The following is a 25,156-nucleotide window of genomic DNA, read 5'->3' as shown; positions in this document are numbered from 1 at the left end:
AAGGTTGACTCTATCTTGACTCTTATCGACACAAAAAGACAGATTATGGGTGTAATCTGTCTTTGATGTTTAATATTTACACTACTGTAAAGGTTAATTTATCTTTCGAGCAACCAATCTTAAGGGTCTGTCCGCTAACAACTTGGCCACCTAGTAATAACTCAGACAACTTGTCCTCCACTTGAGTTTGAATCGTACGACGTAATGGACGAGCTCCCATCTCAATATCATAGCCATCCTTAGCCAAATGCTTAAGAGCAGCTGGTTGGAATTTTAAGCTTATACCTTTATCGGCTAGAGCTGAAATTAATGGTTTAACCATAATCTTGACAATGTCATGTAGTTGTTCTTCCTCTAAGCTGTGGAAGACAACCTTCTCATCAATACGGTTAATAAATTCTGGACGATAGGACTTCTTAAGCTCTTCCATAATGCGTGCTTGCATGGCTTGGTGATTATGAGAAATAGTTTGAACACCAAAACCAACAGTTTTATCATCACGAAGAGCTGTAGCTCCCAAATTTGAGGTCATAATGATGATAGTGTTTGAAAAATCAACCTTACGACCACGGCTATCTGTTAAAACACCGTCATCCAAAACCTGTAAGAGAACGTTGAAGATATCTGGATGAGCTTTCTCAATCTCGTCAAAGAGAAGAACTGAGTAGGGCTTATTTCGAACTTTCTCTGTCAACTCTCCACCCTCATCATATCCGACATACCCTGGAGGAGCACCATTAAGGCGACTAGCCGCAAATTTTTCCATATACTCCGACATATCAAAGCGAAGCAAAGCTGATTCATCATCAAAGAGAACTTCCGCCAAAGCCTTGGCCAATTCTGTCTTACCAACACCAGTAGGTCCAAGGAACATGAAGGAGCCAATAGGACGTTTTCCAGTACGAATACCTGACTGATTACGACGAATAGCACGGCTGATAGCCGAAACCGCCTCATCTTGACCAATAACACGTTTGTGGAGTTCTGATTCAAGATTTAGGTAACGCTTGCTGTCAGTCTGCGTCATCTTCTCAACAGGGATACCTGATAAACGACTAAGAGTTTGCATAATCTGATCCGCATCTACCAAAGTAGGTTTAGGAAATTTTGCCTTTTGGTTAGCCTTATACTGTTTAACAGCAGCCCTAATATCCCCAGATATAAGTGCTTCATCCAAAGGCGTTATCTCACGTTTGGCCTCTTTTTTGATACGAACTTGAACAGTTGCACTCGCTTCATCTAAAAGGTCAATTGCCGAATCAGGCAAATTCTTACTCGTCAAATAGCGATGCGCTGCCTTGACTGCCGTCTCAACTGCCGCGTCCGTAATAGTCACACGATGATAGTCTTCATAAGACGAACGCAAACCGTTTAAAATATCGATTGCTTCAGATACACTTGGTTCTTCAATTGTAATTTTAGCAAAACGACGGGATAAAGCTGCATCTTTCTCAATATGCTTTTGGTATTCAGCTTGCGTGGTTGCTCCAACCATGTGAAGTGTCCCGCGCGCAAGGGCCGGTTTCAAAATATTAGCCGCATCCAAGGTACTATCAATACCTGAACCAGATCCAATAATCGTATGTAGTTCGTCAATAAAGAGAATGATTTTCCCATCAGCTTCAATCTCATCAATGATCTGATTCATACGCTCTTCGAAATCACCACGGAAACGTGTCCCTGCAACAACGCTCATCATGTCAAGCTCTAAGATACGCATATCAGCCAATTCAAATGGTACTTCGCCTGAAGCAATACGTTGCGCTAAACCAAGAGCAAGTGCTGTCTTACCGACACCAGCTTCACCTACCAAGACAGGATTATTCTTCGTTTTACGACTCAAAACCTGAATCATGCGTGAAATTTCTTCATCGCGTCCAATAACGGGATCAAGATTTCCTGACTCCGCTAATGCAGTTAAGTCTTTGGTATAATCTGCCAGTTCACCAGTAGATGATTGAGGAGGTTGCATCATATTGGCAAAATTCGCAGATGCTTTTGATTTCTTAGGTTTACGAAGATCGTGAATTGCCTTCAAATCTTGCTTGCTAAGACCAGCATTACGCTCCAAAGAACGTCGTAAATCTATGATGCGAGGTTTATCGCTATCATCTTTATATTGAAAACCAGCCACTTCAAGGAGGCGACAAACCATTAAATCCTTATGAAGAAGGAAGGCCATCAATACATGTTCAGACCCCACCTCTACAGCACCAGTCACACTAGCGATTCCTTGCGCCTCTTGCAACATAGCCTCTAGCGCAGGTGACTGTGCACGTAAATCGATAATATCTGATTTCGACAAGTCTTTTGGCCTCTTCTCCATAGCCAATACAGCAGCTGTCTCAATCTCTTCCGAATGAATACGGTCCTCAAAATCAGTAAATGTTAAGTAGGCTACAGATCCCGGAACCTCAACCATAGCCAGAAGCACATGCCAAGTCTCCAAGAAAGGACTTTCAAAACGCTCCGCTTCAAGCTGAGCACGATGGAAAATGGCCTGCATTTTTCTTGAATATATCGTCATCTAATTCCCTTCTCTATCCAATCTAAGTAATAGCGAGCGTAGAATACGCGAACGAATGATAGCCGCATCTTCGCCTAAAACATCATCACTAGCAGTCGCTAAAATCAAATTTCCCTCACGCTCAGTGATAATCTTTTCATCAAAAAGCAACTGAATGAGGTCTGTAAAGACTTGTTCGCTGAGCTGATCTGCCAAATTTTGCAGCAAATCATTAATCATATGGTGTTTGTCGGAGAATCTAACTTTGACAATGCGAATATAGCCGCCACCACCACGTTTGCTCTCAACAATATACCCACGACTCTCTGTAAAACGAGTCTTGATAACATAGTTAATCTGACTTGGTACTACTTGAAAAGCATCTGCTAAGTTCGAGCGTTGAATCTCAGCAGTTCCAGACTGGCCCAGCAATTCTTTAATATATTCTTCTATACTATCTGATGTATTTCTTGCCATCTTAATTCCTCCAGTCTAATTTGACTATAACTGACTATTATTATACCAAAAATGTTAGCACATGGGAAACTATACTCTCGAAAAGCTTTTTAAAGTTGTCATTGGAGAACATATAAGATACAATAGATAAGACTAAAAATAGTAGGTTTCTCAATTTTTTTACTGAAATATCCTGAACACCACGATAAAACTCACATTCCTTGAATTTTATCTCTTATTCCATTTCCTTATGAAAGGTTACTCATGAAATACATCATTGCATTCTTAATCTCTATGATTCCCCTTGTTGAACTCCGCGGAGCAGTTCCTGTTGCTATCGCCTCAGGTATTCCTTGGTGGCAGGCCCTTGTCCTTTGTGTGATTGGGAACATGCTTCCAGTTCCAATTATTTTCTTCTTCGCCCGCCGTGTTCTCAAGTGGGGTGCTGACAAACCTCTTATCGGTGGTTTCTTTACCTGGTGTCTAAAAAAAGGCCATAGTGGGGGTCAAAAGCTTGAAAAAGCTGCTGGAGACAAGGGTATCTTCTGGGCCCTTCTGCTCTTTGTAGGAATTCCACTTCCAGGAACAGGAGCTTGGACTGGTACGCTTGCAGCATCTATCCTAGACTGGGACTTTAAGCGCAGTGTTCTAGCTGTTATGCTCGGAGTTATCCTCGCAGGTATCATTATGGGAACTCTCTCCCTTCTATTTGGAGTAGACACTCTTGCTCATTAATAGAAATGTTTAGACATCTGGAGAAATGCTCAGATGTTTTCTAATTACAACAAAAAAGAAGTTACGATTGATTCACGTAACTTCTTTTCTTTTTATCTAGCAACTAGAATTAGTTGTTAAGAGCTGCTGCCATTGTGGCTGCAACTTCTGATTCAAAGTCGTTAGATGCTTTTTCAATACCTTCACCAACTTCAAAGCGAACGAATTCTACTACTGAAGCATTTACTGATTCAAGGTAAGCTTCAACTGTTTTGCTGTCGTCCATGATGTAAACTTGGGCAAGAAGAGTGTACGCTTGGTCAACTTTAGTGTTGTCAAGAATGAAGCGGTCCATTTTACCTGGGATGATTTTATCCCAGATTTTTTCTGGTTTACCTTCAGCAGCCAACTCAGCTTTGATATCTTCTTCAGCTTGAGCGATAACTTCATCAGTCAATTGAGCTTTAGATCCATATTTAAGGTGTGGAAGAGCTGGTTTATTAACCATTGCACGGCTTTCGTTATCTTGATCGATAGCATGGTTAAGTTGTGCCAATTCATCTTTAACAAATTGTTCGTCCAATTCAGAGTATGAAAGAACAGTTGGTTTCATCGCTGCGATGTGCATTGAGATTTGTTTTGCAATAGCTTCATCTCCACCTTCGATAACTGAAACAACACCGATACGTCCACCGTTGTGTTGGTAAGCTCCGAAGTGTTGTGCATCGGTTTTCTCAACAACTGCAAAACGACGTAATGAGATTTTTTCACCGATAGTAGCTGTAGCAGTTACGTATGCAGCTTCAAGAGTTTCACCTGAAGGCATAGTCAATGCAAGTGCTTCTTCATTGTTAGCTGGTTTACCTTCAGCAATCACTTTAGCTGTTTCGTTTACCAACTCAACGAATTGAGCGTTTTTCGCAACGAAGTCAGTTTCAGCGTTAACTTCAACAACTGCTGCAACGTTACCGCTAACGTAAACACCTGTCAAACCTTCAGCTGCAATACGGTCAGCTTTCTTAGCTGCTTTAGCCATACCTTTTTCTCGAAGTAATTCAATCGCTTTTTCGATATCGCCATCAACTTCAACCAATGCTTTTTTTGCGTCCATGACACCAGCACCAGATTTTTCACGCAATTCTTTAACAAGTTTAGCTGTAATTTCTGCCATTTTGTTTTTCTCCAAATTTATTTTATAAAACTAAGGGGCTGGGCTGAGCCCCGCCCCTTAGGTGTTTGTCGTATCTTTAGTGGGCAACACGCCCTAACCAATCTTAAAGATTAGTTGTTGTCACCTTCGACAACTTCAACGATTTCTTCGATTGAATCAGCTGCAGCTGCTTCTTGGAAATCTGCAGAAGCGTCTTCACCTTGATTACCTTCGATGATAGCGTCAGCCATTTTTGAAGTGATCAATTTAACGGCACGGATAGCATCATCATTAGCTGGGATGATTACATCGATCTCATCTGGATCAGCGTTTGTATCAACCATTGCTACAACTGGGATACCAAGTTTCTTAGCTTCTTTAACAGCGATTTGTTCTTTGTGTGGGTCAACGATGTAGATTACATCTGGAATACGAGGCATATCTTCGATACCACCCAAGAATTTTTCAAGACGTGCACGTTGTTTGTTAAGAAGTGCAACTTCTTTCTTAGGAAGAACTTCGAAAGTTCCGTCAGCTTCCATTTGTTTGATTTCTTTCAAACGAGCGATACGTTTTTTGATAGTATTCCAGTTTGTAAGAGTACCACCCAACCAACGGTGGTTGATGTAGTATTGACCAGCACGAGTTGCTTCTTCAGCAACTGCTTCAGCTGCTTGTTTTTTAGTACCAACGAACAAGATTACTGCATCGTTAGCTGCTGCTTCACGAACGAATTCGTAAGCTGTTTCAACCATTTTTACAGTTTGTTGCAGGTCGATAACGTGGATTCCGTTACGTTCTGTGAAGATGTACTTAGCCATCTTAGGATTCCAGCGACGAGTTTGGTGACCAAAGTGAACACCAGCCTCAAGAAGTTGTTTCATTGAAATTACTGCCATGAGTATTTCTCCTTAAAAAATTGTTTTCTCCTCTCCCAGACTTCATCTTGCAAACCCACCCATAAAGAGCAACAGGTTCACAATACATCCAGAATGAGTATTTGTTGCATAATACAACTATCATATTTTACCATAAAAGCCCAATTTTGACAAGTCAAATGCGACCTTAAAAAAGCTTTTCTTTAAAGTATTTTGGCAAAGATTTTTGCATACTTCCTATCATAAAATATCTGCCATGATAAATTATTGTTCCCTTATTACGAAAACAAAAGCCCGACAGAATCGGGCTTTTTGTGTGTAAACACATTATACAAAGGCGGTAGACGGATTTGAACCGACGATCAAGCTTTTGCAGAGCCGTGCCTTACCACTTGGCTATACCGCCATAACGAATAATATTCTACCTTAAAATCTAAATGACGTCAAGTAGTTTTCTTAAATTCTGAACTTATCTTACCGATTCTATTTCCTTGTAAAATACGGGATTTATGCTACAATACTAAAAATCTTTGGAGGTGTTTTATGAAAAAACTAAGTCCTAACAGTCACATTCGCGTACTCAGTCCGTCAGATTCAATTGCTCGCTTGGGTGGATTTGAAGCCAACCTTTCTCCCAAAGAAACGTTAGAAAATCTAGGATTTCGTGTGTCATTTTCAGAACATTATTTAGAATCTGATATGCTCTCTTCTTCTTCAATCAAGAGCCGTGTTGCTGATTTGCACGCTGCTTTTGCTGATGACTCTGTTGATGCTATTCTGGCTACGATTGGTGGTTTTAATTCTAACGAACTGTTGCCCTATATTGACTACGACTTAATTGCCAAACACCCTAAAATCATTTGTGGGTTTTCGGATTCGACAGCCTTTTTGAATGCTATTTTTGCTAAAACTGGAAACCTCACTTACATGGGACTGTCATATTCTAGTTTTAAAATGAAAGAAGGTCAAGATTACCAGATAAAGGCTTGGTTAAATGCCATGACAAAATCAGCTTATGACCTTGTTCCAAGTCAAGAGTGCTCAAGCGACCCTTGGTATGACCCAACACAACCACGCCATTTTATGCCAACAGAATGGAAAATTTACAACGCAGGGAAAGCTTCTGGCACCATTATTGGTGGAAATTTATCTACTTTTGGACTCCTTCGCGGAACACCTTACGCCCCTCAAGTCAACGATTATATCCTTTTCTTAGAAGAGGCAGAAGAAGATGACTATCATGATTTTGACCGCAATTTAGCAGCCATTTTACAAGCTTACCCCAATCCAAAAGCGGTGCTTATCGGACGCTTCCCAAAGGAATGCCAAATGACACCCGAAATATTAACCTATATCCTAGACAAGCACCCACTTCTTAAAAGCATTCCTGTCATGTATGACCTTGATTTTGCCCACACTCAGCCACTCTTTACAATCACTATCGGCGCACAAGCAAGCATTGACACTGATACTTTGAGTATTCATATCGAGGAATAAATAACCTAAAAAAAGAATAATTAAAGTATTTTCATTTGCAGATTTGCAAATAAACCGATTTCATCAATTCCTCTGCTAAAATGGGGTTGTAATCTAAGGAGGAAATCTACTATGTTGAACCGCTTAATTATTTTATTACCTATTCTTATTTTTTTGCTTTTGCCACTTATTTAATAAGCAACCCTTAATAATAAACTTTAAACAAAACTCTTTTCATGACACAAAAAGAACCACTCTTATCTAATCTCTGTAAGGGCGGTTTTTATTTGTTTAGTTTTGGTCAAAAAGACTTGATAGATTTGCCTTTAAAAAAGCAACAATGGTCGGATTGCCAACTTCTTCGACGCAAGCAATATAATGCTCCAAATCAGAATGGTCATCTAACCCACTTTCGCGATATGGGTAATAATTTTTTTCGAGAAATTCAAGCAAATCGTCGCAAATATATCTTGATAAGTTATGATTTTCTCCAAACATTCAATAAATAAGTCGCTTGGTAAATTTTACGATAACTAATCAGGGTCAAAATCAAGTTCAGAAAAACAAGCTTTGCACTTTTCTTATGATTTGGCAAAGATAAATACAATTTATCTCGCTCGACTTACTATTATCAGTTGAAACCACTAGATGGGCACGACAAAGATAAAGAGACTAAAGGCAAAATTCAAGAAATTTATTATGAGCATAAAGGAAATTATGGCTATCGCCGAATAACTCCGGAATTGAGGAATCGTGGTTTTGTAGTGAACCAGAAGAAGGTCCAACGTCTGATGAAGCTCCTTGGTTTAAGTTCCCAAATTTGTCGTAAACGCAAGTATTCTTCATACCAAGGAGAAGTTGGCAAGAAAGCAGATAACCTTAGTGACCAAGGTTGGCAATATCAACATCAGTATTAACATCAATTTTTAGAGGATAAAGGGATCCAGACGTCCATGTCACGTAAGGGAAATAGTCCAGACAATGGTATGATGGAGTCCTTCTTTGGCATTCTTAAGTCTGAGATATTTTATGGTTACGAGAAGACGTTTCACTCACTTGAGCAATTGGAACAAGCTATTGTAGACTATATTGATTATTACAATAACAAACTAATCAAGGTAAAATTAAAAGGACTCAGTCCTGTGCAATACAGAACTAAATCCTTTGTGTAAATTAATTGTCTAACTTTTTGGGGTCAGTACAGAAGGCTCGGGGTATTAATTATTCTGATTTAATCGCTTCAATCAAAGCCTCAGCTTGATTCTGAAGGCTTTCAAGAACTTCTTCTGTTACTACGAATTTTCCATCTACCCAGGCTGTATCATTTACACGTGTCGCTGTAAAATCACCAACTACTTGGGTACGGATAAATGGTAACAATTCTTTGTAGGCATCAAAAAGTTGATTGTGACCACCATTAGCAACTGATGATACAGTTACAATCTTATCTTGAAGAGCTGATGGTCCTGAAGGATCTGATAGATCAAGGGCACGACTCAACCAGTCAAGCAAATTTTTCACTGGCCCAGGAATTGAAAAATTATAAACCGGTGAGAAAATCCAGATAGCATCAGCAGCCAAGATCTGCTCTCGAACTTCTGTCAAAACAGGAAGAATTGGACTTTCTAAATCCTGATTAAAAACAGGTAATTGACTATATTCAAGATAAGAAACATTAGCTTTACCAGCTAGCATTTTCTCAGCTTCTTCTGCTAATTGGTGGTTAAATGATCCCTTACGAAGAGAACCAACGATAAATAGAATGTTTTTCATGATAAATTTCCTTTGTATTTCTAATAATCATTTTTACTACTACGTAGTAATATAATTGATTTTAGTATAAATATAAAGAAATCTCTGCTCAGACATTCTTAAATTTTTTCAGAAGCTCTACCAATTGGGACTGTTCGTCAGGAGACAAAACGGAAAAAGTCTCATCAATTGCTCGCTGATGTGGGGGATTGCTGCTTGGATAATACGGCGTCCCTCATCCGTCAAATCAATCTCAAAAGCACGCTTATCTGTTTGACAGGCTTTTCGTATCAACCAACCCTTTTTATCCATGTTTTTAATGACGACAGTCATATTACCCGAAGTGGCAAGCATGCAATCAATTAATTCGCTAATCTTCATACGCCCCTTGGCATTAAGCATATCCATGACTCCAAATTGAGTTGGTGTCAAATTAAATTCTTTAAAGGTCTCAGAAACCTTTGGCATCGATGGTCCGAAAAGCCTTACGCATAACAACCATACTTTTTACAGCCATGTTTTTATCTAGATCACTCATTCTAGTCCTTTCCAAATAGATGCTATTTTTAATAATCTACCACAGTTTTTCTAAAAGTGGTATATAAAAATGAAAAAAATAAGAAAAAGAGAATTCTGAGATATCTAACCAATATCTCAGAACTCTTTCATTTCTAACTATTACGATTCCAAAAAAGGGCTAATAAGATAACAGCACCTAATACCGAAGGAACTATAGCTGTATCTGCTAGCATTGGTCCCCAATTTCCAAAAAGAAGCTGACCAACAAATGCACCAAACCATCCTACAAAGGTCTTACCAATGCAACCCATATGTTCTCCTCTATTCGAAATAGCAGAGGCAATAAGGCCAATTAGAAAACCAACTATCATACTTCCAATCATGAGAAATCCTCCACAATACTTAAATCACCCAATCACCATTTCGGAAGATTGGTACACGGCTACCATCATGGTGGATGCCATCAATATTCATTTGATTTGAGCCAATCATAAAATCTACATGTACATCAGAACGGTTAAGACCAGCTGCTTTAAGTTCCTCTTCTGTCATATCTGCTCCTCCCTCAACACTGGTCGCATAGGCTGCTCCAATAGCTAGGTGGTTGGATGCATTCTCATCAAAGAGGGTATTGAAGAAGGTAATCCCAGATTGTGAAATAGGGCTTGAATCTGGTACCAAGGCACATTCACCTAGAGCACGCGCCCCATTATTGTTGAAGACGAGATTCTTCATCACTTTCTCACCTTGGTCTGCTGTAATATCTACAATTTCACCATCTTTGAATGTTACTTTGATTCCCTCAATAATATTACCATTATAGCTTAGTGGTTTTGTACTTGAGACATAACCATATGCACGACGGAAATCTGGTGCCGTAAAGACCTCTTCTGTTGGCATATTAGGAAGGAAGCTCTCTCCCTGGGCATTGATTGCACCTGCAGACTCCCAAACGTGGTTTTTCGGCAAACCAAGGGTCAAATCTGTTCCTGGTGCTGTGTAATGAAGGGCTGAGAATTGTGCTTCATTGAGTATACGTGCTTTAGCATCTAAACGATCAGCATGTTCCTTCCAGGCACGTACAGGATCCTTTTCGTAAACACGACAGGTCTTGAAAATTTGGTTCCAAAGTAAATCTACGGCTTCCTCATCACTCGAAGCATTAGGAAAGACCTTCTTAGCCCATTCTTTACCTGCTGCTGCAGCTACTGTCCAACTAAGCTTATTAGACTGAGTTGCTACCTGCATAGGTTTAAAGGCCGCTCCAATAGCCTTAGCATGAGCAAATAGACGTTCAGGAGCTACACCATTAAGGGCACCTGGATCAGAAGAACGGACTCCTAAACGACTTGCTTTCTTTTCTAACAAATATTCCATCTCCGCTTTTTTATAAGCTGGAACCTCTTCGATTCGATTCGTCTCTGCATGCAAGAAACGCTCGCGATTAATAGTATCATCCGACCATTGAACAATTACCTCAGCTGCTCCTAAAGCATAAGCTTCTTTTACTAAGAGGTGAGCCAGCTCTGCTTGTTCTACATCAATGCTCAAGGCCACTGTGTGACCAGGCTGCACATTAATCCCATTAGCAACCAATAATTTAGCATATTTCTCAAGATTTTCTTTAAAATTTGGTAAAACCATGATTAACTCCTTGAAACTGTAATTTTCTATCAGTATACCATAAGACGAAGAAAAAAGTTTTCTATCAGCTTTGGCTTTTTATCATCACATACAGATATCTAAACAAAAAGAGAACGGAGACTGACTCCATTCTCTCAAGGTTGATGACAATTCACTTTAGCTATTAAAAGAAATCATCAAAAAGACTTAACTGATTATCTTCTGGCATATTTCCTAGAATGCCCATTTCATCTAATCTTTCAACCAAGGTTGATGATAGGCCTCCTCGTTTACGCAATTCTGTTTTGGAGAGAAATTCCCCTTCTTCACGCGCAGCAACCAATTGCTTCGCAACGTTTTCACCCAAACCTTCAAGTGCGATAAACGGAGGAATCAAGGTATCTCCTTCAATCAAAAATTCAGTCGCCTGACTCTTATAAAGATCTAACTGGCCAAAAGTAAAGCCACGTTCTAACATTTCATTGACAATTTCAAGCGTTGTAAACAAGTCATTTTCAAGATTAGTCGCTTCATTTCGTTGGCGCTTCTCCTTAATATCTTCCATTCGAGCTTTAACAGCATCGAGCCCTGCAGACATAGTCTTAAGCTCAAATGCTTTGGCTCGAATCGAGAAGTAAGCACAATAGTAATAAATAGGATGGTGCACCTTGAAATAAGCTACGCGAAGGGCCATCATAACGTAGGCAGCCGCATGGGCTTTAGGAAACATGTACTTGATTTTACCACAAGATTCAATATACCAGTCCGGAATATTATTTTCACGCATGGCTTGAATATAACCATTTCGCTCTTCTTCAGAAATTTTCAACCACATTCCCTTACGCACACGTTCCATAATGGTAAAGGCCATCTTAGGATCTAACCCTGCATGCATTAGGTATACCATGATATCGTCACGACAACCGATAACTGTTTTCAGGGTGGCAATACCTTCCTTAATCAAATCTTGTGCATTACCCAACCAAACATCTGTACCATGGGATAAACCAGATAACTGTAAGAGTTCCGCAAAGGTCGTCGGATGCGTCTCTTCGACCATACCACGAACAAAGTTAGTCCCAAACTCAGGGATTCCCAACACGCCCGTTGAGGTCCCAATTTGTTCAGGCGTTACCCCTAAAACCTCAGTCCCTGAAAAAAGTTTCATCACATCCGGATCATCTGCTCGAATATCCTTTGGATCAATTCCTGATAGGTCCTGTAACTTACGAATCATAGTCGGATCATCATGTCCCAGAATATCTAGCTTCAACACGTTCTCATCGATATCGTGGAAGTTAAAGTGAGTTGTCTGCCAAGCAGCAGTTACATCATCAGCCGGATATTGAACAGGTGTAAAATCATAGACATCCATATAATTTGGAATAACAACGATACCACCTGGGTGCTGACCTGTATTTCGCTTAACCCCAGCAACACCCATAGCCAAACGATCAACCTCAGCATCACGATAGAACTTATTGTAATCACGTTCGTAACCCTTGACAAAACCATAAGCTGTCCGATCTGCAACAGTACCTACCGTTCCAGCACGGAAGGCATATTGCTCTCCAAAAATATCACGTACATCCAAGTGAGCCGACGGCTGATCATCTCCTGAGAAGTTCAAATCAATATCAGGAACCTTATCCCCATCAAAACCGAGGAAGGTCTCGAAAGGAATATCCTGACCATCTTTTTTATACTCAGTTCCACATTCTGAACACTCCTTATCAGGCAAATCAAAGCCAGAGCCATAAGAACCATCCGTGATAAACTCTGAGTGTTGGCATTTAGGACATAAATAATGAGGTGGCATAGGATTTACCTCAGTAATTCCAATCATTGTTGCAACAAAACTAGAGCCAACAGACCCCCGAGAGCCAACCAGGTAGCCACGTTCATTTGAACGGTTCACCAGCATCTGCGATGCCAGATATATTACGGCAAATCCATTACCAAGAATTGAGGACAACTCTTTCTCAATCCGCAAGTCAATAATATCAGGCAAAGGATTACCATAAAGCTCAAATGCTTTAGCATAAGTCATCTCTGCAACCTGTTCTTCTGCACGATCAATATAAGGTGTATACAAGTCTTTTTTGACGACTTCAACCTCTTCGATTTGATTTGCCATAGCTTGTGTATTAGCTACAACAATCTCATAGGCTAAGTCTTTCCCCAAAAAGGCGAATTCATCTAGCATCTCATTGGTTGTTCTAAAATGAGCTTCCGGTAGAGGAGCAGGTTGAGCGTTTTCCCCCTTACCAATTGGCCTATTGATCATAGCTCCTTGTCCCAAAGCACGAACAATGATTTCACGATAAATGGCATCTTCAGGATTGATATAATGTACATTTCCCGTAGCAAGCACAGGCTTGTCAAGACGATTAGCAACTTCAATCAAATCCCTAATAAGTTGTTCTATAGCTCCCTCATCCTTGATTAAATCCTTTGCAATCAATGGCGCATAAATCGCTGGTGGCATAACTTCAATAAAATCATAGTATTTAGCAACTTCAACTGCCTTATCAATACCATGAGACAAGAGAGTATCAAAAACTTCACCATCTGCACATGCGGAACCGACTATGATTCCCTCACGATACTCATCTAAAACCTTACGAGGAATACGGGCTACTCCCTCAAAATATGATACATTTGATAGGCTTACCAATTTAAAGATATTCTTCAAACCCGTTTGATTCTGAACATATAGCGTCGCATGTTTGACACGAGACTTCTTATACGAATCATCAGAGACCAATTCTGTGTTCAACTGTTCCAGATTAGTCAATCCATGCTTTTCGAATACATCTTTAATGAAAATAAACAACAAACGACCTGTTGCTTCCGCATCATAGTTGGCCATGTGGTGGTGGTCCAAGGCAACGCCAAAACGCTTTGTCAAAGGACCCAAACCATGACGTTTATACTCAGGATAAAGATTCCGTGCAAATTCTAAAGTATCAATAACCGGTTGTGAGATTGTCGGTAACTGATGTCTTTCATAATTGGCATTCATAAACCCAACGTCAAAGGTCGCATTGTGGGCGACTAGCACAGCTCCTTTACAGAATTCTTGAAACTCCTGTAAAACTTGCACTAAAGGTTTGGCACCTTTAACATGATTATCAGTAATACCAGTCAATTCAGTCGTAAACGCAGAAAGCGGATATCCTGGATCAATGAATTCATCAAATTGCTCAACAATATTACCTTTATGCATTTTTGATGCCGCAATCTGGATCAAATCATTATGAACAGCAGACAAACCTGTTGTTTCTACGTCGAATACAACATAAGTTGCTTCTTTTAATTCCAAATTTTCGGAATTATAAACAATAGGAACTTTGTCCTCAACAAGATTGGCTTCAAGACCAAAAATCGCCTTAATTCCAGCTTTCTTAGCTTTATGGTATCCATGAGGAAAACTTTGAACATTTGCATGATCTGTTATCGCAACTGCTGGATGTCCCCAAAAAGCCGCTGTATCGATAAGCTCTTCAACTGTTGGTATAGCATCCATAGTTGACATGTTAGTATGAGCATGAAATTCAACTCGCTTCTGTCCCTCGGGCATCAAATCCTTACGAGGAGTATGAGAAATTTCCTTAATATCTTGTACGTTCATAGTCAAACTATGTGTAAAAGGATTATTCTCAATACGACCTCGAACTCTTACCCAGTTTCCTTTTTTGATCATACCGAACTTAACAAGTTCTTCGCTATCCTTCACCCAACGTTGCATAGCAAAACTAGAGGTATAATCAGTTACCTTAAAATTTATTATAATCCTACCTGTTTTCGTTTCACGTTGCTCCACATCAAAAATATATCCTTCAAAAATAATCCTATTTTCTTCAGAATTGACTTCAATCATTGGAGTAATCTCAGCCTTATCAAAGCTTGCAACTCGTTGACTTTGTTTCTCAGCAAAATTTTGGGCCTGATGCTTCTGAGGTGGTGGTACCGGCGAACTTTGAACAATTGATTGAAGTGCTTGTCTAGCTTGAGATTCTGCTTCTTCTTGTAAGGAGATCTTATTTGTCTCGTAAGCCTCTTCAAGAAAGGATGAAGCTTCTTTATCCTCAAGAACCGAAATAGAAACATTAGATAAACCAACATTCGAAAGAACATCAGCAATCAGGGCTATAAATCTCTCATGTAAATTCTCTCTAAGGATATGCGCAGGAGCCTTAACAGAAATACTATTATTAGAAATCTCAATCCCCAAATTGGAGAATAGGGAATAGATTGAAAAGTGTGATGATTTTAAAATATCTAAAGCATATGAAAAATAAGCTTCAAGTAAAGATTGATCACAAGAAATATCTTCTACATTAATCATATATGAAACTTTAGCCCCTAAAGAATCAAAAGAAGAATGAAGCAGATTATCAAAAAGAGTGAAAGTCTCATATGACAGTAGATTTCTGAAAGAAAAAACAAAAAACCAATGACGTTTTGATTTAAATAGCTTTACTGATTCAATAGAACCACTTTTAATTTCATTATAAGCTTCCTCATGCTGTGGAAAATGAATTTGTTTTAAAAGAAGCTTAAATTTATCAGACATAAAAAATAACTCCTATATACAAAAAAACACTCCTTATGGAGTGCAACTTATACCGGCGGCCGGGGTCGAACCGGCACGTCCTTGCGGACACTGGATTTTGAGTCCAGCGCGTCTGCCAATTCCGCCACGCCGGCAAAGTTTTACTGGGGTAGCTGGATTCGAACCAACGCATGAGGGAGTCAAAGTCCCTTGCCTTACCGCTTGGCTATACCCCAAAAATAGGCGAATGAGGGGAATCGAACCCCCGAATGTCAGAGCCACAATCTGATGTGTTAACCACTTCACCACATTCGCCACCTTATTAACACGGGCAGTAGGAATTGAACCCACACTGAAGGTTTTGGAGACCTTAGTTCTACCTTTAAACTATGCCCGTAACTATGGAAGGGGAGGGATTCGAACCCCCGAACCCGAAGGAGCGGATTTACAGTCCGCCGCGTTTAGCCTCTTCGCTACCCTTCCAAAATATAAATAAATGGCGCGAGACGGAATCGAACCGCCGACACATGGAGCTTCAATCCATTGCTCTACCAACTGAGCTACCGAGCCATATTGCGGGAGCAGGATTTGAACCTACGACCTTCGGGTTATGAGCCCGACGAGCTACCTAGCTGCTCCATCCCGCGTTAATTATAAGGAGGATGTGGGATTCGAACCCACGCACGCTTTTACACGCCTGACGGTTTTCAAGACCGTTCCCTTCAGCCGGACTTGGGTAATCCTCCATAAAATATAGTCCGTACGGGATTCGAACCCGTGTTACCGCCGTGAAAAGGCGGTGTCTTAACCCCTTGACCAACGGACCATATAATGGGCACGAGTGGAATCGAACCACCGACCTCACGCTTATCAGGCGTGCGCTCTAACCATCTGAGCTACGCGCCCAAGCTAAATGCTTGGATATTTGTTTCCAAATAAAGCGGGTGACGAGAATCGAACTCGCGACAACAGCTTGGAAGGCTGTAGTTTTACCACTAAACTACACCCGCTAAATGGGAGTTAACGGGATCGAACCGCTGACCCTCTGCTTGTAAGGCAGATGCTCTCCCAGCTGAGCTAAACTCCCTATTTGCTAAGCGACTACCGTATCTAACAGGGGGCAACCCCCAACTACATCAGGCGTACTAGGGCTTAACTTCTGTGTTCGGCATGGGAACAGGTGTATCTCCTAGGCTATCGTCACTTAACTCTGAGTATTCTCAACTCAAAATTGAATATCTATACTGTATCAAGAAACCAAATCGTTGTCAATATATCTCAGTTACTTTCGTTGGATAAGTCCTCGAGCTATTAGTATTAGTCCGCTACATGTGTCACCACACTTCCACTTCTAACCTATCAACCTGATCATCTCTCAGGGCTCTTACTGATATAAAATCATGGGAAATCTCATCTTGAGGTGGGCTTCACACTTAGATGCTTTCAGCGTTTATCCCTTCCCTACATAGCTACCCAGCGATGCTCTTGGCAGAACAACTGGTACACCAGCGGTAAGTCCACTCTGGTCCTCTCGTACTAGGAGCAGATCCTCTCAAATTTCCTACGCCCGCGACGGATAGGGACCGAACTGTCTCACGACGTTCTGAACCCAGCTCGCGTGCCGCTTTAATGGGCGAACAGCCCAACCCTTGGGACCGACTACAGCCCCAGGATGCGACGAGCCGACATCGAGGTGCCAAACCTCCCCGTCGATGTGAACTCTTGGGGGAGATAAGCCTGTTATCCCCAGGGTAGCTTTTATCCGTTGAGCGATGGCCCTTCCATACGGAACCACCGGATCACTAAGCCCGACTTTCGTCCCTGCTCGAGTTGTAGCTCTCGCAGTCAAGCTCCCTTATACCTTTACACTCTGCGAATGATTTCCAACCATTCTGAGGGAACCTTTGGGCGCCTCCGTTACCTTTTAGGAGGCGACCGCCCCAGTCAAACTGCCCGTCAGACACTGTCCCCGATAGGGATAACCTATCTGGGTTAGAGTAGCCATAACACAAGGGTAGTATCCCAACAACGCCTCACTCGAAACTGGCGTCCCGAGGTCATAGGCTCCTACCTATCCTGTACATGTGGTACAGATACTCAATATCAAACTGCAGTAAAGCTCCATGGGGTCTTTCCGTCCTGTCGCGGGTAACCTGCATCTTCACAGGTACTAAAATTTCACCGAGTCTCTCGTTGAGACAGTGCCCAAATCATTACGCCTTTCGTGCGGGTCGGAACTTACCCGACAAGGAATTTCGCTACCTTAGGACCGTTATAGTTACGGCCGCCGTTTACTGGGGCTTCAATTCATGCCTTCGCTTACGCTAAGCACTCCTCTTAACCTTCCAGCACCGGGCAGGCGTCACCCCCTATACATCATCTTACGATTTAGCAGAGAGCTGTGTTTTTGATAAACAGTTGCTTGGGCCTATTCACTGCGGCTGACCATCAGTCAGCGCCCCTTCTCCCGAAGTTACGGGGCCATTTTGCCGAGTTCCTTAACGAGAGTTCTCTCGCTCACCTGAGGCTACTCGCCTCGACTACCTGTGTCGGTTTGCGGTACGGGTAGAGTATAATTAACGCTAGAAGCTTTTCTCGGCAGTGTGACATCACTAACTTCGCTACTAAACTTCGCTCCCCATCACAGCTCAATGTTAAAGATATAAGCATTTGACTCATATCACACCTCACTGCTTGGCCAGACACTTCCAATCGTCTGGTTTAGTTAGCCTACTGCGTCCCTCCATCACTATATACTCTAGTACAGGAATATCAACCTGTTGTCCATCGGATACACCTTTCGGTCTCTCCTTAGGTCCCGACTAACCCAGGGCGGACGAGCCTTCCCCTGGAAACCTTAGTCTTACGGTGGACAGGATTCTCACCTGTCTTTCGCTACTCATACCGGCATTCTCACTTCTATGCGCTCCAGCACTCCTCACGGTACACCTTCTTCGCACATAGAACGCTCTCCTACCATACCTATAAAGGTATCCACAGCTTCGGTAATATGTTTTAGCCCCGGTACATTTTCGGCGCAGGGTCACTCGACTAGTGAGCTATTACGCACTCTTTGAATGAATAGCTGCTTCTAAGCTAACATCCTAGTTGTCTGTGCAACCCCACATCCTTTTCCACTTAACATATATTTTGGGACCTTAGCTGGTGGTCTGGGCTGTTTCCCTTTCGACTACGGATCTTAGCACTCGCAGTCTGACTGCCGATTATATCTCATTGGCATTCGGAGTTTATCTGAGATTGGTAATCCGGGATGGACCCCTCACCCAAACAGTGCTCTACCTCCAAGAGACTTAACATCGACGCTAGCCCTAAAGCTATTTCGGAGAGAACCAGCTATCTCCAAGTTCGTTTGGAATTTCTCCGCTACCCACAAGTCATCCAAGCACTTTTCAACGTGCCCTGGTTCGGTCCTCCAGTGAGTTTTACCTCACCTTCAACCTGCTCATGGGTAGGTCACATGGTTTCGGGTCTACGACATGATACTAATGCGCCCTATTAAGACTCGGTTTCCCTACGGCTCCGTCTCTTCAACTTAACCTCGCATCATATCGTAACTCGCCGGTTCATTCTACAAAAGGCACGCTCTCACCCATTAACGGGCTCGAACTTGTTGTAGGCACACGGTTTCAGGTTCTATTTCACTCCCCTCCCGGGGTGCTTTTCACCTTTCCCTCACGGTACTGGTTCACTATCGGTCACTAAAGAGTATTTAGGGTTGGGAGATGGTCCTCCCAGATTCCGACGAGATTTCTCGTGTCTCGCCGTACTCAGGATACTGCTAGGTATAAAGACTATTTCGAATACGAGGCTATTACTCTCTTTGGCCTACCTTCCCAGGTAGTTCTTCTATAATCTTTAAGTCCACGTTGCAGTCCTACAACCCCGAAGAGTAAACTCTTCGGTTTGCCCTCTTGCCGTTTCGCTCGCCGCTACTAAGGCAATCGCTTTTGCTTTCTCTTCCTACAGCTACTTAGATGTTTCAGTTCACTGCGTCTTCCTCTACATTACCTTAACAGTAATGAGTGACAGGCATTACCTGCCGGGTTCCCCCATTCGGACATCTCTGGATCATTGCTCACTTACAGCTCCCCAAAGCATTTCGTCGTTAGTCACGTCCTTCATCGGCTTCTAGTGCCAAGGCATCCACCGTGCGCCCTTATTAACTTAACCTTATTTTTGGCCTTTCGACCTAACTCATTAAATATTCACAGCGTTTCGGTTTATTTTCTTGTTACTATCTATATGTAATTACTTACATATGGAATTTGATATAGATATTCAATTTTCAATGGACAATACTTGAATCTTTCGATTCAATGGAGCCTAGCGGGATCGAACCGCTGACCTCCTGCGTGCAAAGCAGGCGCTCTCCCAGCTGAGCTAAGGCCCCACAAGACCTCTCAAAACTAAATAAGAAACTCAAGTACATTCCGTTTTTCCTTAGAAAGGAGGTGATCCAGCCGCACCTTCCGATACGGCTACCTTGTTACGACTTCACCCCAATCATCTGTCCCACCTTAGGCGGCTGGCTCCAAAAGGTTACCTCACCGACTTCGGGTGTTACAAACTCTCGTGGTGTGACGGGCGGTGTGTACAAGGCCCGGGAACGTATTCACCGCGGCGTGCTGATCCGCGATTACTAGCGATTCCGACTTCATGTAGGCGAGTTGCAGCCTACAATCCGAACTGAGATTGGCTTTAAGAGATTAGCTCGCCGTCACCGACTCGCAACTCGTTGTACCAACCATTGTAGCACGTGTGTAGCCCAGGTCATAAGGGGCATGATGATTTGACGTCATCCCCACCTTCCTCCGGTTTATTACCGGCAGTCTCGCTAGAGTGCCCAACTGAATGATGGCAACTAACAATAGGGGTTGCGCTCGTTGCGGGACTTAACCCAACATCTCACGACACGAGCTGACGACAACCATGCACCACCTGTCACCGATGTACCGAAGTAACTTTCTATCTCTAGAAATAGCATCGGGATGTCAAGACCTGGTAAGGTTCTTCGCGTTGCTTCGAATTAAACCACATGCTCCACCGCTTGTGCGGGCCCCCGTCAATTCCTTTGAGTTTCAACCTTGCGGTCGTACTCCCCAGGCGGAGTGCTTAATGCGTTAGCTGCGGCACTGAATCCCGGAAAGGATCCAACACCTAGCACTCATCGTTTACGGCGTGGACTACCAGGGTATCTAATCCTGTTCGCTCCCCACGCTTTCGAGCCTCAGCGTCAGTTACAGACCAGAGAGCCGCTTTCGCCACCGGTGTTCCTCCATATATCTACGCATTTCACCGCTACACATGGAATTCCACTCTCCCCTTCTGCACTCAAGTTTGACAGTTTCCAAAGCGAACTATGGTTGAGCCACAGCCTTTAACTTCAGACTTATCAAACCGCCTGCGCTCGCTTTACGCCCAATAAATCCGGACAACGCTCGGGACCTACGTATTACCGCGGCTGCTGGCACGTAGTTAGCCGTCCCTTTCTGGTAAGCTACCGTCACAGTGTGAACTTTCCACTCTCACACCCGTTCTTGACTTACAACAGAGCTTTACGATCCGAAAACCTTCTTCACTCACGCGGCGTTGCTCGGTCAGGGTTGCCCCCATTGCCGAAGATTCCCTACTGCTGCCTCCCGTAGGAGTCTGGGCCGTGTCTCAGTCCCAGTGTGGCCGATCACCCTCTCAGGTCGGCTATGTATCGTCGCCTAGGTGAGCCATTACCTCACCTACTAGCTAATACAACGCAGGTCCATCTTGTAGTGGAGCAATTGCCCCTTTCAAATAAATGACATGTGTCATCCATTGTTATGCGGTATTAGCTATCGTTTCCAATAGTTATCCCCCGCTACAAGGCAGGTTACCTACGCGTTACTCACCCGTTCGCAACTCATCCAAGAAGAGCAAGCTCCTCTCTTCAGCGTTCTACTTGCATGTATTAGGCACGCCGCCAGCGTTCGTCCTGAGCCAGGATCAAACTCTCATTAATACTTTAATAATTGTTCGAGCGTTAACTCATTACCGTCGTCTGACGATTTATTCTTGTAAATTGACAGGTTATAATTCTTCTATCATAACCCTGCACTTGGTTTCTTATTCAGTTCTCAAAGGTCTTTGCCTCTCTTGAGACAACTTCTATATTCTAGCAAAGACAGAATATCTTGTCAACACTTTTTTTGAAGTTTTTTTCTCTTCTTCGTGCTGGCCGTCTCTCACGAAACAGCTTATTTATAATATCATCCCTTCTTAAACTTGTCAATAGCTTTTTTAAAGTTTTGGAACCTTTTTTATTGCTGAACAAGTTATTTGGGACTTTACTAGTTTATCAAGTTTAAGTAATAAAGTCAATAAATTCTTCTTTTTAAAAAACAAAAAGAAGATACTAGTAACCTTCTTTTAGAATTTTATAGTGCTGCACGCATGCGTGCTTGTGAATTTTCGACATTACGGATTGAACGTGGTAAAAAAGCACGAATATCATCTTCTTTATAACCCACTTGTAATCTCTTATCATCAATCAAGATTGGACTCTTCAAAATTCTAGGATTTTCTTGAATCAAATCAATTACTTCACTGACGCTAAGCTCATCAATATCACAATTTAGAGCTTTGGCATAGCGATTTTTTTTTGAAACGATGCTCTCAACACCATTCTCTGTTTTTGAAAGGATAGTAAGGATTTCTTCTTTTGTAAGTGGTTCTTTACCAAGATTTTGTTCTTTATAAGGAAGTTGATGCTTGTTCAACCATGTTTTTGCTTTTTTACAACTTGTACAACTTGAAATTGTATAAATCTTAATCATGTTAATTCTCTCTTTCTGTCACATGATACTATTATCTTATCACCTTCTTTGATTTATTAAATCGGTCTAGCGACCTATTTTGAATCTGGGGTGTATTCGCTTTTTTAACTTGTATTGCTCATATTTTCTTCTTAATTCAAATCAAAAAGAAAAGAACCTTTTGGGCTCTTTGACACTTATTCTTCGATTTCAATGGTTGAATCAAGATCTAGAATGAGTTCATCAGACGTGTCTTCAACTTGTGTATCTTCAACAACATCGTCCTCATCTAGCTCAATCAGACCGTAGTGTACGCGTACTTTATGATCGATTTCTGCAAAAATCTCAGGATGATCTGCTAAATACTTTTTAGCATTTTCAGATCCTTGACCAATTTTCTCCCCATTATATGAGAACCAAGCTCCGGCTTTCTGAATAATGCCTATATCACTTGCAATTTTTACAAGTTCACCGGTTTGTGAAATTCCTTCGCCATACATAATTTCAACAAAAGCTTCTTTAAATGGTGGAGCAACTTTATTTTTAACAACCTTAATCTTGGTTTCCTTACCAACATTTTGGTCCTTTTTGTCACCGGTTCCTTTAATTTGTGTATTACCACGTACATCAAGACGTACTGATGCATAGAATTTTAAAGCACGTCCACCTGGGGTAGTCTCTGGGTTACCAAACATGATACCAACTTTTTCACGCAACTGGTTAATAAAGATAGCAATCGTTTTTGTTTTATTAATAGATGCAGAAAGTTTACGCATGGCTTGACTCATCATACGTGCTTGAAGTCCTACATGACTGTCACCAATATCTCCATCAATTTCTGCACGTGGTACCAAGGCCGCAACTGAGTCAACAACAACTAAATCCACTGCACCAGAGTCAATCAGCTTACCTGCAATTTCGAGACCTTGCTCACCAGAATCAGGCTGCGACAAAAGAAGCTCATCGATATTAACACCTAGAGCTGCTGCATACGCAGGGTCAAGAGCATGCTCGGCATCGATAAAAGCTGCGATGCCACCTTCTTTTTGAGTCTGAGCAACTGCATGAAGGGCAACAGTTGTTTTACCTGATGATTCTGGTCCGTAAATTTCAATAATACGACCTTTAGGGTAACCACCCGCACCAAGAGCAATATCCAAAGCTAGCGAGCCTGAGCTCATAACCTGAACTTTTTGCTCTGCACGCTCACCAAGACGCATAACTGCACCCTTACCAAAATCTTTTTCAATATTTTTTAATGCATCGTCGAGTGCTTTGCGACGCTCATCACCAAACTTCTTTGTGATTTCTTCTGTTTTCTTTGTTTTCTTAGCCACTTAATTTCCTCTTCTTTCTGTGTTAAATGACAAACTTAAATTGAGTTGTCCTCTTGTAATAAAGCTTGGCGAACTAGGTTAAAGGCATAGAGTGTACTGATATATCTAACATCAGATCGACTTCTTCCACCTATAACAACCATAATTGACCTCACTTGGTTTCTATCGGCAATACCAATAAAGACTGTACCTGCTTGATGCCCTTCCAAAGCATCTGGTCCTGCTACTCCAGTAAGCGCAATTCCGTAATCACTACCTGTCTTAACTCGGGCACCCTCAGCCATTTTTTCTGCTGTAAAATGACTAACAACACCATGCTCTTCTAATTTAGATAAGGGAATACCCAACATTTTAGCTTTTTCTTCCATGCTATAGGTGACAAAACCACCCTTGAATACTTGTGAAGCTCCAGGAAAATCAGCAACACTAGCTTGAAATAAGCCAGCTGTTAAACTTTCAGCTGCAGTAATAGTTTTGCCATATTTCTTAAGCAAATAGAACACTTCATAAGCTAAGCTATTTGATTCTCCATATCCATAGATGAGATCAGACAAGCTTTTTCCATCTAGAGTTTTAGTAGAACGAATTTGTTCTTCTAAAACATCTAGTTTTCGATCCGCTTCTTCTTGCGACGATGCCTTTGTTGATAAGCGAAGGGTCACTTCTCCCACTTTAGCATAGGGCGCAATGGTTGGGTCTGTTTGGTTAACAATGAGATCTTTAATAATAGTCACCAATTGACTTTCTCCAACACCAAAAAACCTTAGGACTCTAGAATAAAGCGTAGTATGATTCTCTGTAAGAGCTGGAATAAGCTCTCGGTTCACCATAGGTTTGAGTTCACTTGGCGGACCAGGCAAGACAACATAGGTCACTCCTTCAACAGTAATAATTCCTCCAACTGCCAGACCTGTGAGATTTTGCAAGGGGACAGCCCCCTCAACAATTTGCACTTGGCGTTCATTATTAGGCGTTCGTGTATGTTTAGGACGAGTAGCAAAGAAACTATCCAGTTTTTTACTTGCCTCCTCATCAAAAATGAGTTCTTTGCCTAAAAACTTAGCCAATGATTGTTTGGTTAAGTCATCCTCAGTAGGGCCAAGTCCTCCACAGAGTATAACTAAATCGCTACGTTTACTAGACTGGTCTAAGACTGAAAGTAGACGGTTTTCATTGTCTCCTACCGCTGTGTGAAAATACACGTCAATTCCTAATTCAGCTAGTTTTTCAGATAAAAATTGGGCATTGGTATTGGTGATTTGCCCTGTAAGAATTTCAGTTCCTACTGCAATCAATTCAGCTTTCATTGGTTCACCTATATTACTATTCGTAAAATAATCTCAGAAACATGTTTGTTTATAAACTAACACGTTTCTTCCGT

At 41.7% G+C, this 25,156-nt stretch carries 13 protein-coding genes, 14 tRNA genes, 3 rRNA genes and 2 pseudogenes; 3 read left to right on the top strand and 29 right to left on the bottom strand.

What is annotated here, in order from left to right:
- Positions 1-76: 76 nt before the first annotated feature.
- On the bottom strand, positions 77-2,527 hold the full coding sequence (locus tag E3C75_RS02505) for an ATP-dependent Clp protease ATP-binding subunit (RefSeq protein ID WP_084828419.1): 2,451 nt from the start codon (positions 2,525-2,527) through the stop codon (positions 77-79).
- A complete protein-coding gene (locus E3C75_RS02500; protein WP_011225297.1) occupies positions 2,528-2,983 on the bottom strand; it encodes a CtsR family transcriptional regulator in 456 nt (151 codons plus the stop codon). It lies immediately after the preceding gene.
- Positions 2,984-3,226: 243 nt separating this feature from the next.
- Between E3C75_RS02500 and E3C75_RS02495 the strand changes: the two genes are divergently transcribed.
- A complete protein-coding gene (locus E3C75_RS02495; RefSeq protein WP_084825716.1) occupies positions 3,227-3,697 on the top strand; it encodes a COG2426 family protein in 471 nt (156 codons plus the stop codon).
- A gap of 109 nt (positions 3,698-3,806) precedes the next feature.
- On the opposite strand, the gene tsf is transcribed toward E3C75_RS02495, so the two are convergent.
- The 3 genes from tsf to E3C75_RS02480 all read right to left on the bottom strand — a co-directional run bounded on the left by tsf (position 3,807) and on the right by E3C75_RS02480 (position 6,110).
- The gene (tsf, locus tag E3C75_RS02490; protein WP_014621027.1) at positions 3,807-4,847 is read right to left on the bottom strand and encodes a translation elongation factor Ts; all 1,041 of its coding nucleotides are present in this window, start codon (positions 4,845-4,847) and stop codon (positions 3,807-3,809) included.
- A 110-nt stretch (positions 4,848-4,957) separates the two neighbouring features.
- Entirely contained in the window at positions 4,958-5,725 is a 768-nt protein-coding gene (rpsB, locus tag E3C75_RS02485) for a 30S ribosomal protein S2 (RefSeq protein WP_082308795.1), read from the bottom strand.
- A gap of 314 nt (positions 5,726-6,039) precedes the next feature.
- Positions 6,040-6,110: transfer RNA gene (locus tag E3C75_RS02480), tRNA-Cys, on the bottom strand.
- A gap of 137 nt (positions 6,111-6,247) precedes the next feature.
- Here E3C75_RS02480 and E3C75_RS02475 point away from each other — a divergent pair.
- Positions 6,248-7,201, top strand: a complete 954-nt coding sequence (locus E3C75_RS02475; protein WP_100273228.1) for a S66 family peptidase — start codon at positions 6,248-6,250, stop codon at positions 7,199-7,201.
- 587 nt (positions 7,202-7,788) lie between these two features.
- A pseudogene (locus tag E3C75_RS02470) lies at positions 7,789-8,352 on the top strand (IS3 family transposase); the annotation flags it as partial.
- Between the two features lie 49 nt (positions 8,353-8,401).
- On the opposite strand, the gene E3C75_RS02465 reads toward E3C75_RS02470, so the two are convergent.
- The 24 genes and pseudogenes from E3C75_RS02465 to E3C75_RS02350 all read right to left on the bottom strand — a co-directional run bounded on the left by E3C75_RS02465 (position 8,402) and on the right by E3C75_RS02350 (position 25,082).
- A complete protein-coding gene (locus tag E3C75_RS02465) occupies positions 8,402-8,953 on the bottom strand; it encodes an NAD(P)H-dependent oxidoreductase (RefSeq protein ID WP_100273507.1) in 552 nt (183 codons plus the stop codon).
- Positions 8,954-9,041: 88 nt separating this feature from the next.
- Positions 9,042-9,470 (bottom strand): annotated as a pseudogene (locus E3C75_RS02460) (MarR family winged helix-turn-helix transcriptional regulator).
- Positions 9,471-9,603: 133 nt separating this feature from the next.
- Positions 9,604-9,834: a GlsB/YeaQ/YmgE family stress response membrane protein gene (locus E3C75_RS02455; protein ID WP_014727289.1), complete on the bottom strand. Its 231-nt coding sequence runs from the start codon at positions 9,832-9,834 to the stop codon at positions 9,604-9,606.
- Positions 9,835-9,853: 19 nt separating this feature from the next.
- On the bottom strand, positions 9,854-11,095 hold the full coding sequence (locus E3C75_RS02450; protein WP_100273761.1) for an aminopeptidase: 1,242 nt from the start codon (positions 11,093-11,095) through the stop codon (positions 9,854-9,856).
- A gap of 163 nt (positions 11,096-11,258) precedes the next feature.
- Positions 11,259-15,653, bottom strand: coding sequence for a PolC-type DNA polymerase III (locus tag E3C75_RS02445; protein WP_111679089.1), 4,395 nt, complete (start codon positions 15,651-15,653; stop codon positions 11,259-11,261).
- Positions 15,654-15,703: 50 nt separating this feature from the next.
- Positions 15,704-15,787, bottom strand: a tRNA-Leu gene (locus tag E3C75_RS02440).
- Between the two features lie 9 nt (positions 15,788-15,796).
- A tRNA-Gln gene (locus E3C75_RS02435) sits at positions 15,797-15,868 on the bottom strand.
- A 6-nt stretch (positions 15,869-15,874) separates the two neighbouring features.
- A tRNA-His gene (locus tag E3C75_RS02430) sits at positions 15,875-15,947 on the bottom strand.
- An 11-nt stretch (positions 15,948-15,958) separates the two neighbouring features.
- Positions 15,959-16,029, bottom strand: a tRNA-Trp gene (locus E3C75_RS02425).
- A 5-nt stretch (positions 16,030-16,034) separates the two neighbouring features.
- Positions 16,035-16,115 (bottom strand) — tRNA-Tyr (locus E3C75_RS02420).
- A gap of 14 nt (positions 16,116-16,129) precedes the next feature.
- Positions 16,130-16,202, bottom strand: a tRNA-Phe gene (locus E3C75_RS02415).
- Positions 16,203-16,205: 3 nt separating this feature from the next.
- A tRNA-Met gene (locus tag E3C75_RS02410) sits at positions 16,206-16,279 on the bottom strand.
- A 9-nt stretch (positions 16,280-16,288) separates the two neighbouring features.
- Positions 16,289-16,378 (bottom strand) — tRNA-Ser (locus tag E3C75_RS02405).
- Positions 16,379-16,386: 8 nt separating this feature from the next.
- A tRNA-Glu gene (locus E3C75_RS02400) sits at positions 16,387-16,458 on the bottom strand.
- A 6-nt stretch (positions 16,459-16,464) separates the two neighbouring features.
- Positions 16,465-16,538 (bottom strand) — tRNA-Ile (locus tag E3C75_RS02395).
- A gap of 33 nt (positions 16,539-16,571) precedes the next feature.
- Positions 16,572-16,642: transfer RNA gene (locus E3C75_RS02390), tRNA-Gly, on the bottom strand.
- Positions 16,643-16,646: 4 nt separating this feature from the next.
- A tRNA-Val gene (locus E3C75_RS02385) sits at positions 16,647-16,719 on the bottom strand.
- A 5-nt stretch (positions 16,720-16,724) separates the two neighbouring features.
- Positions 16,725-16,840: ribosomal RNA gene (rrf, locus tag E3C75_RS02380) — 5S ribosomal RNA — on the bottom strand.
- A gap of 83 nt (positions 16,841-16,923) precedes the next feature.
- Positions 16,924-19,823: ribosomal RNA gene (locus E3C75_RS02375) — 23S ribosomal RNA — on the bottom strand.
- Positions 19,824-19,970: 147 nt separating this feature from the next.
- A tRNA-Ala gene (locus E3C75_RS02370) sits at positions 19,971-20,043 on the bottom strand.
- Positions 20,044-20,097: 54 nt separating this feature from the next.
- Positions 20,098-21,645 (bottom strand): 16S ribosomal RNA (locus E3C75_RS02365).
- Together the 16S, 23S and 5S rRNA genes with 13 tRNA genes alongside form the textbook arrangement of a ribosomal RNA operon.
- 415 nt (positions 21,646-22,060) lie before the next feature.
- Positions 22,061-22,459 (bottom strand): transcriptional regulator Spx, encoded by a 399-nt coding sequence (spx, locus tag E3C75_RS02360; protein ID WP_002949058.1) that lies wholly within the window; start codon positions 22,457-22,459, stop codon positions 22,061-22,063.
- Between the two features lie 176 nt (positions 22,460-22,635).
- Positions 22,636-23,775: a recombinase RecA gene (recA, locus tag E3C75_RS02355; protein ID WP_011680606.1), complete on the bottom strand. Its 1,140-nt coding sequence runs from the start codon at positions 23,773-23,775 to the stop codon at positions 22,636-22,638.
- Positions 23,776-23,810: 35 nt separating this feature from the next.
- Positions 23,811-25,082 (bottom strand): competence/damage-inducible protein A, encoded by a 1,272-nt coding sequence (locus E3C75_RS02350; protein ID WP_111679087.1) that lies wholly within the window; start codon positions 25,080-25,082, stop codon positions 23,811-23,813.
- Positions 25,083-25,156 lie beyond the last annotated feature (74 nt).

The sequence above is a fragment of the Streptococcus thermophilus genome, from assembly GCF_010120595.1.
Taxonomy (GTDB): domain Bacteria; phylum Bacillota; class Bacilli; order Lactobacillales; family Streptococcaceae; genus Streptococcus; species Streptococcus thermophilus.
This window is presented reverse-complemented; position numbering and strand designations above follow the sequence as displayed.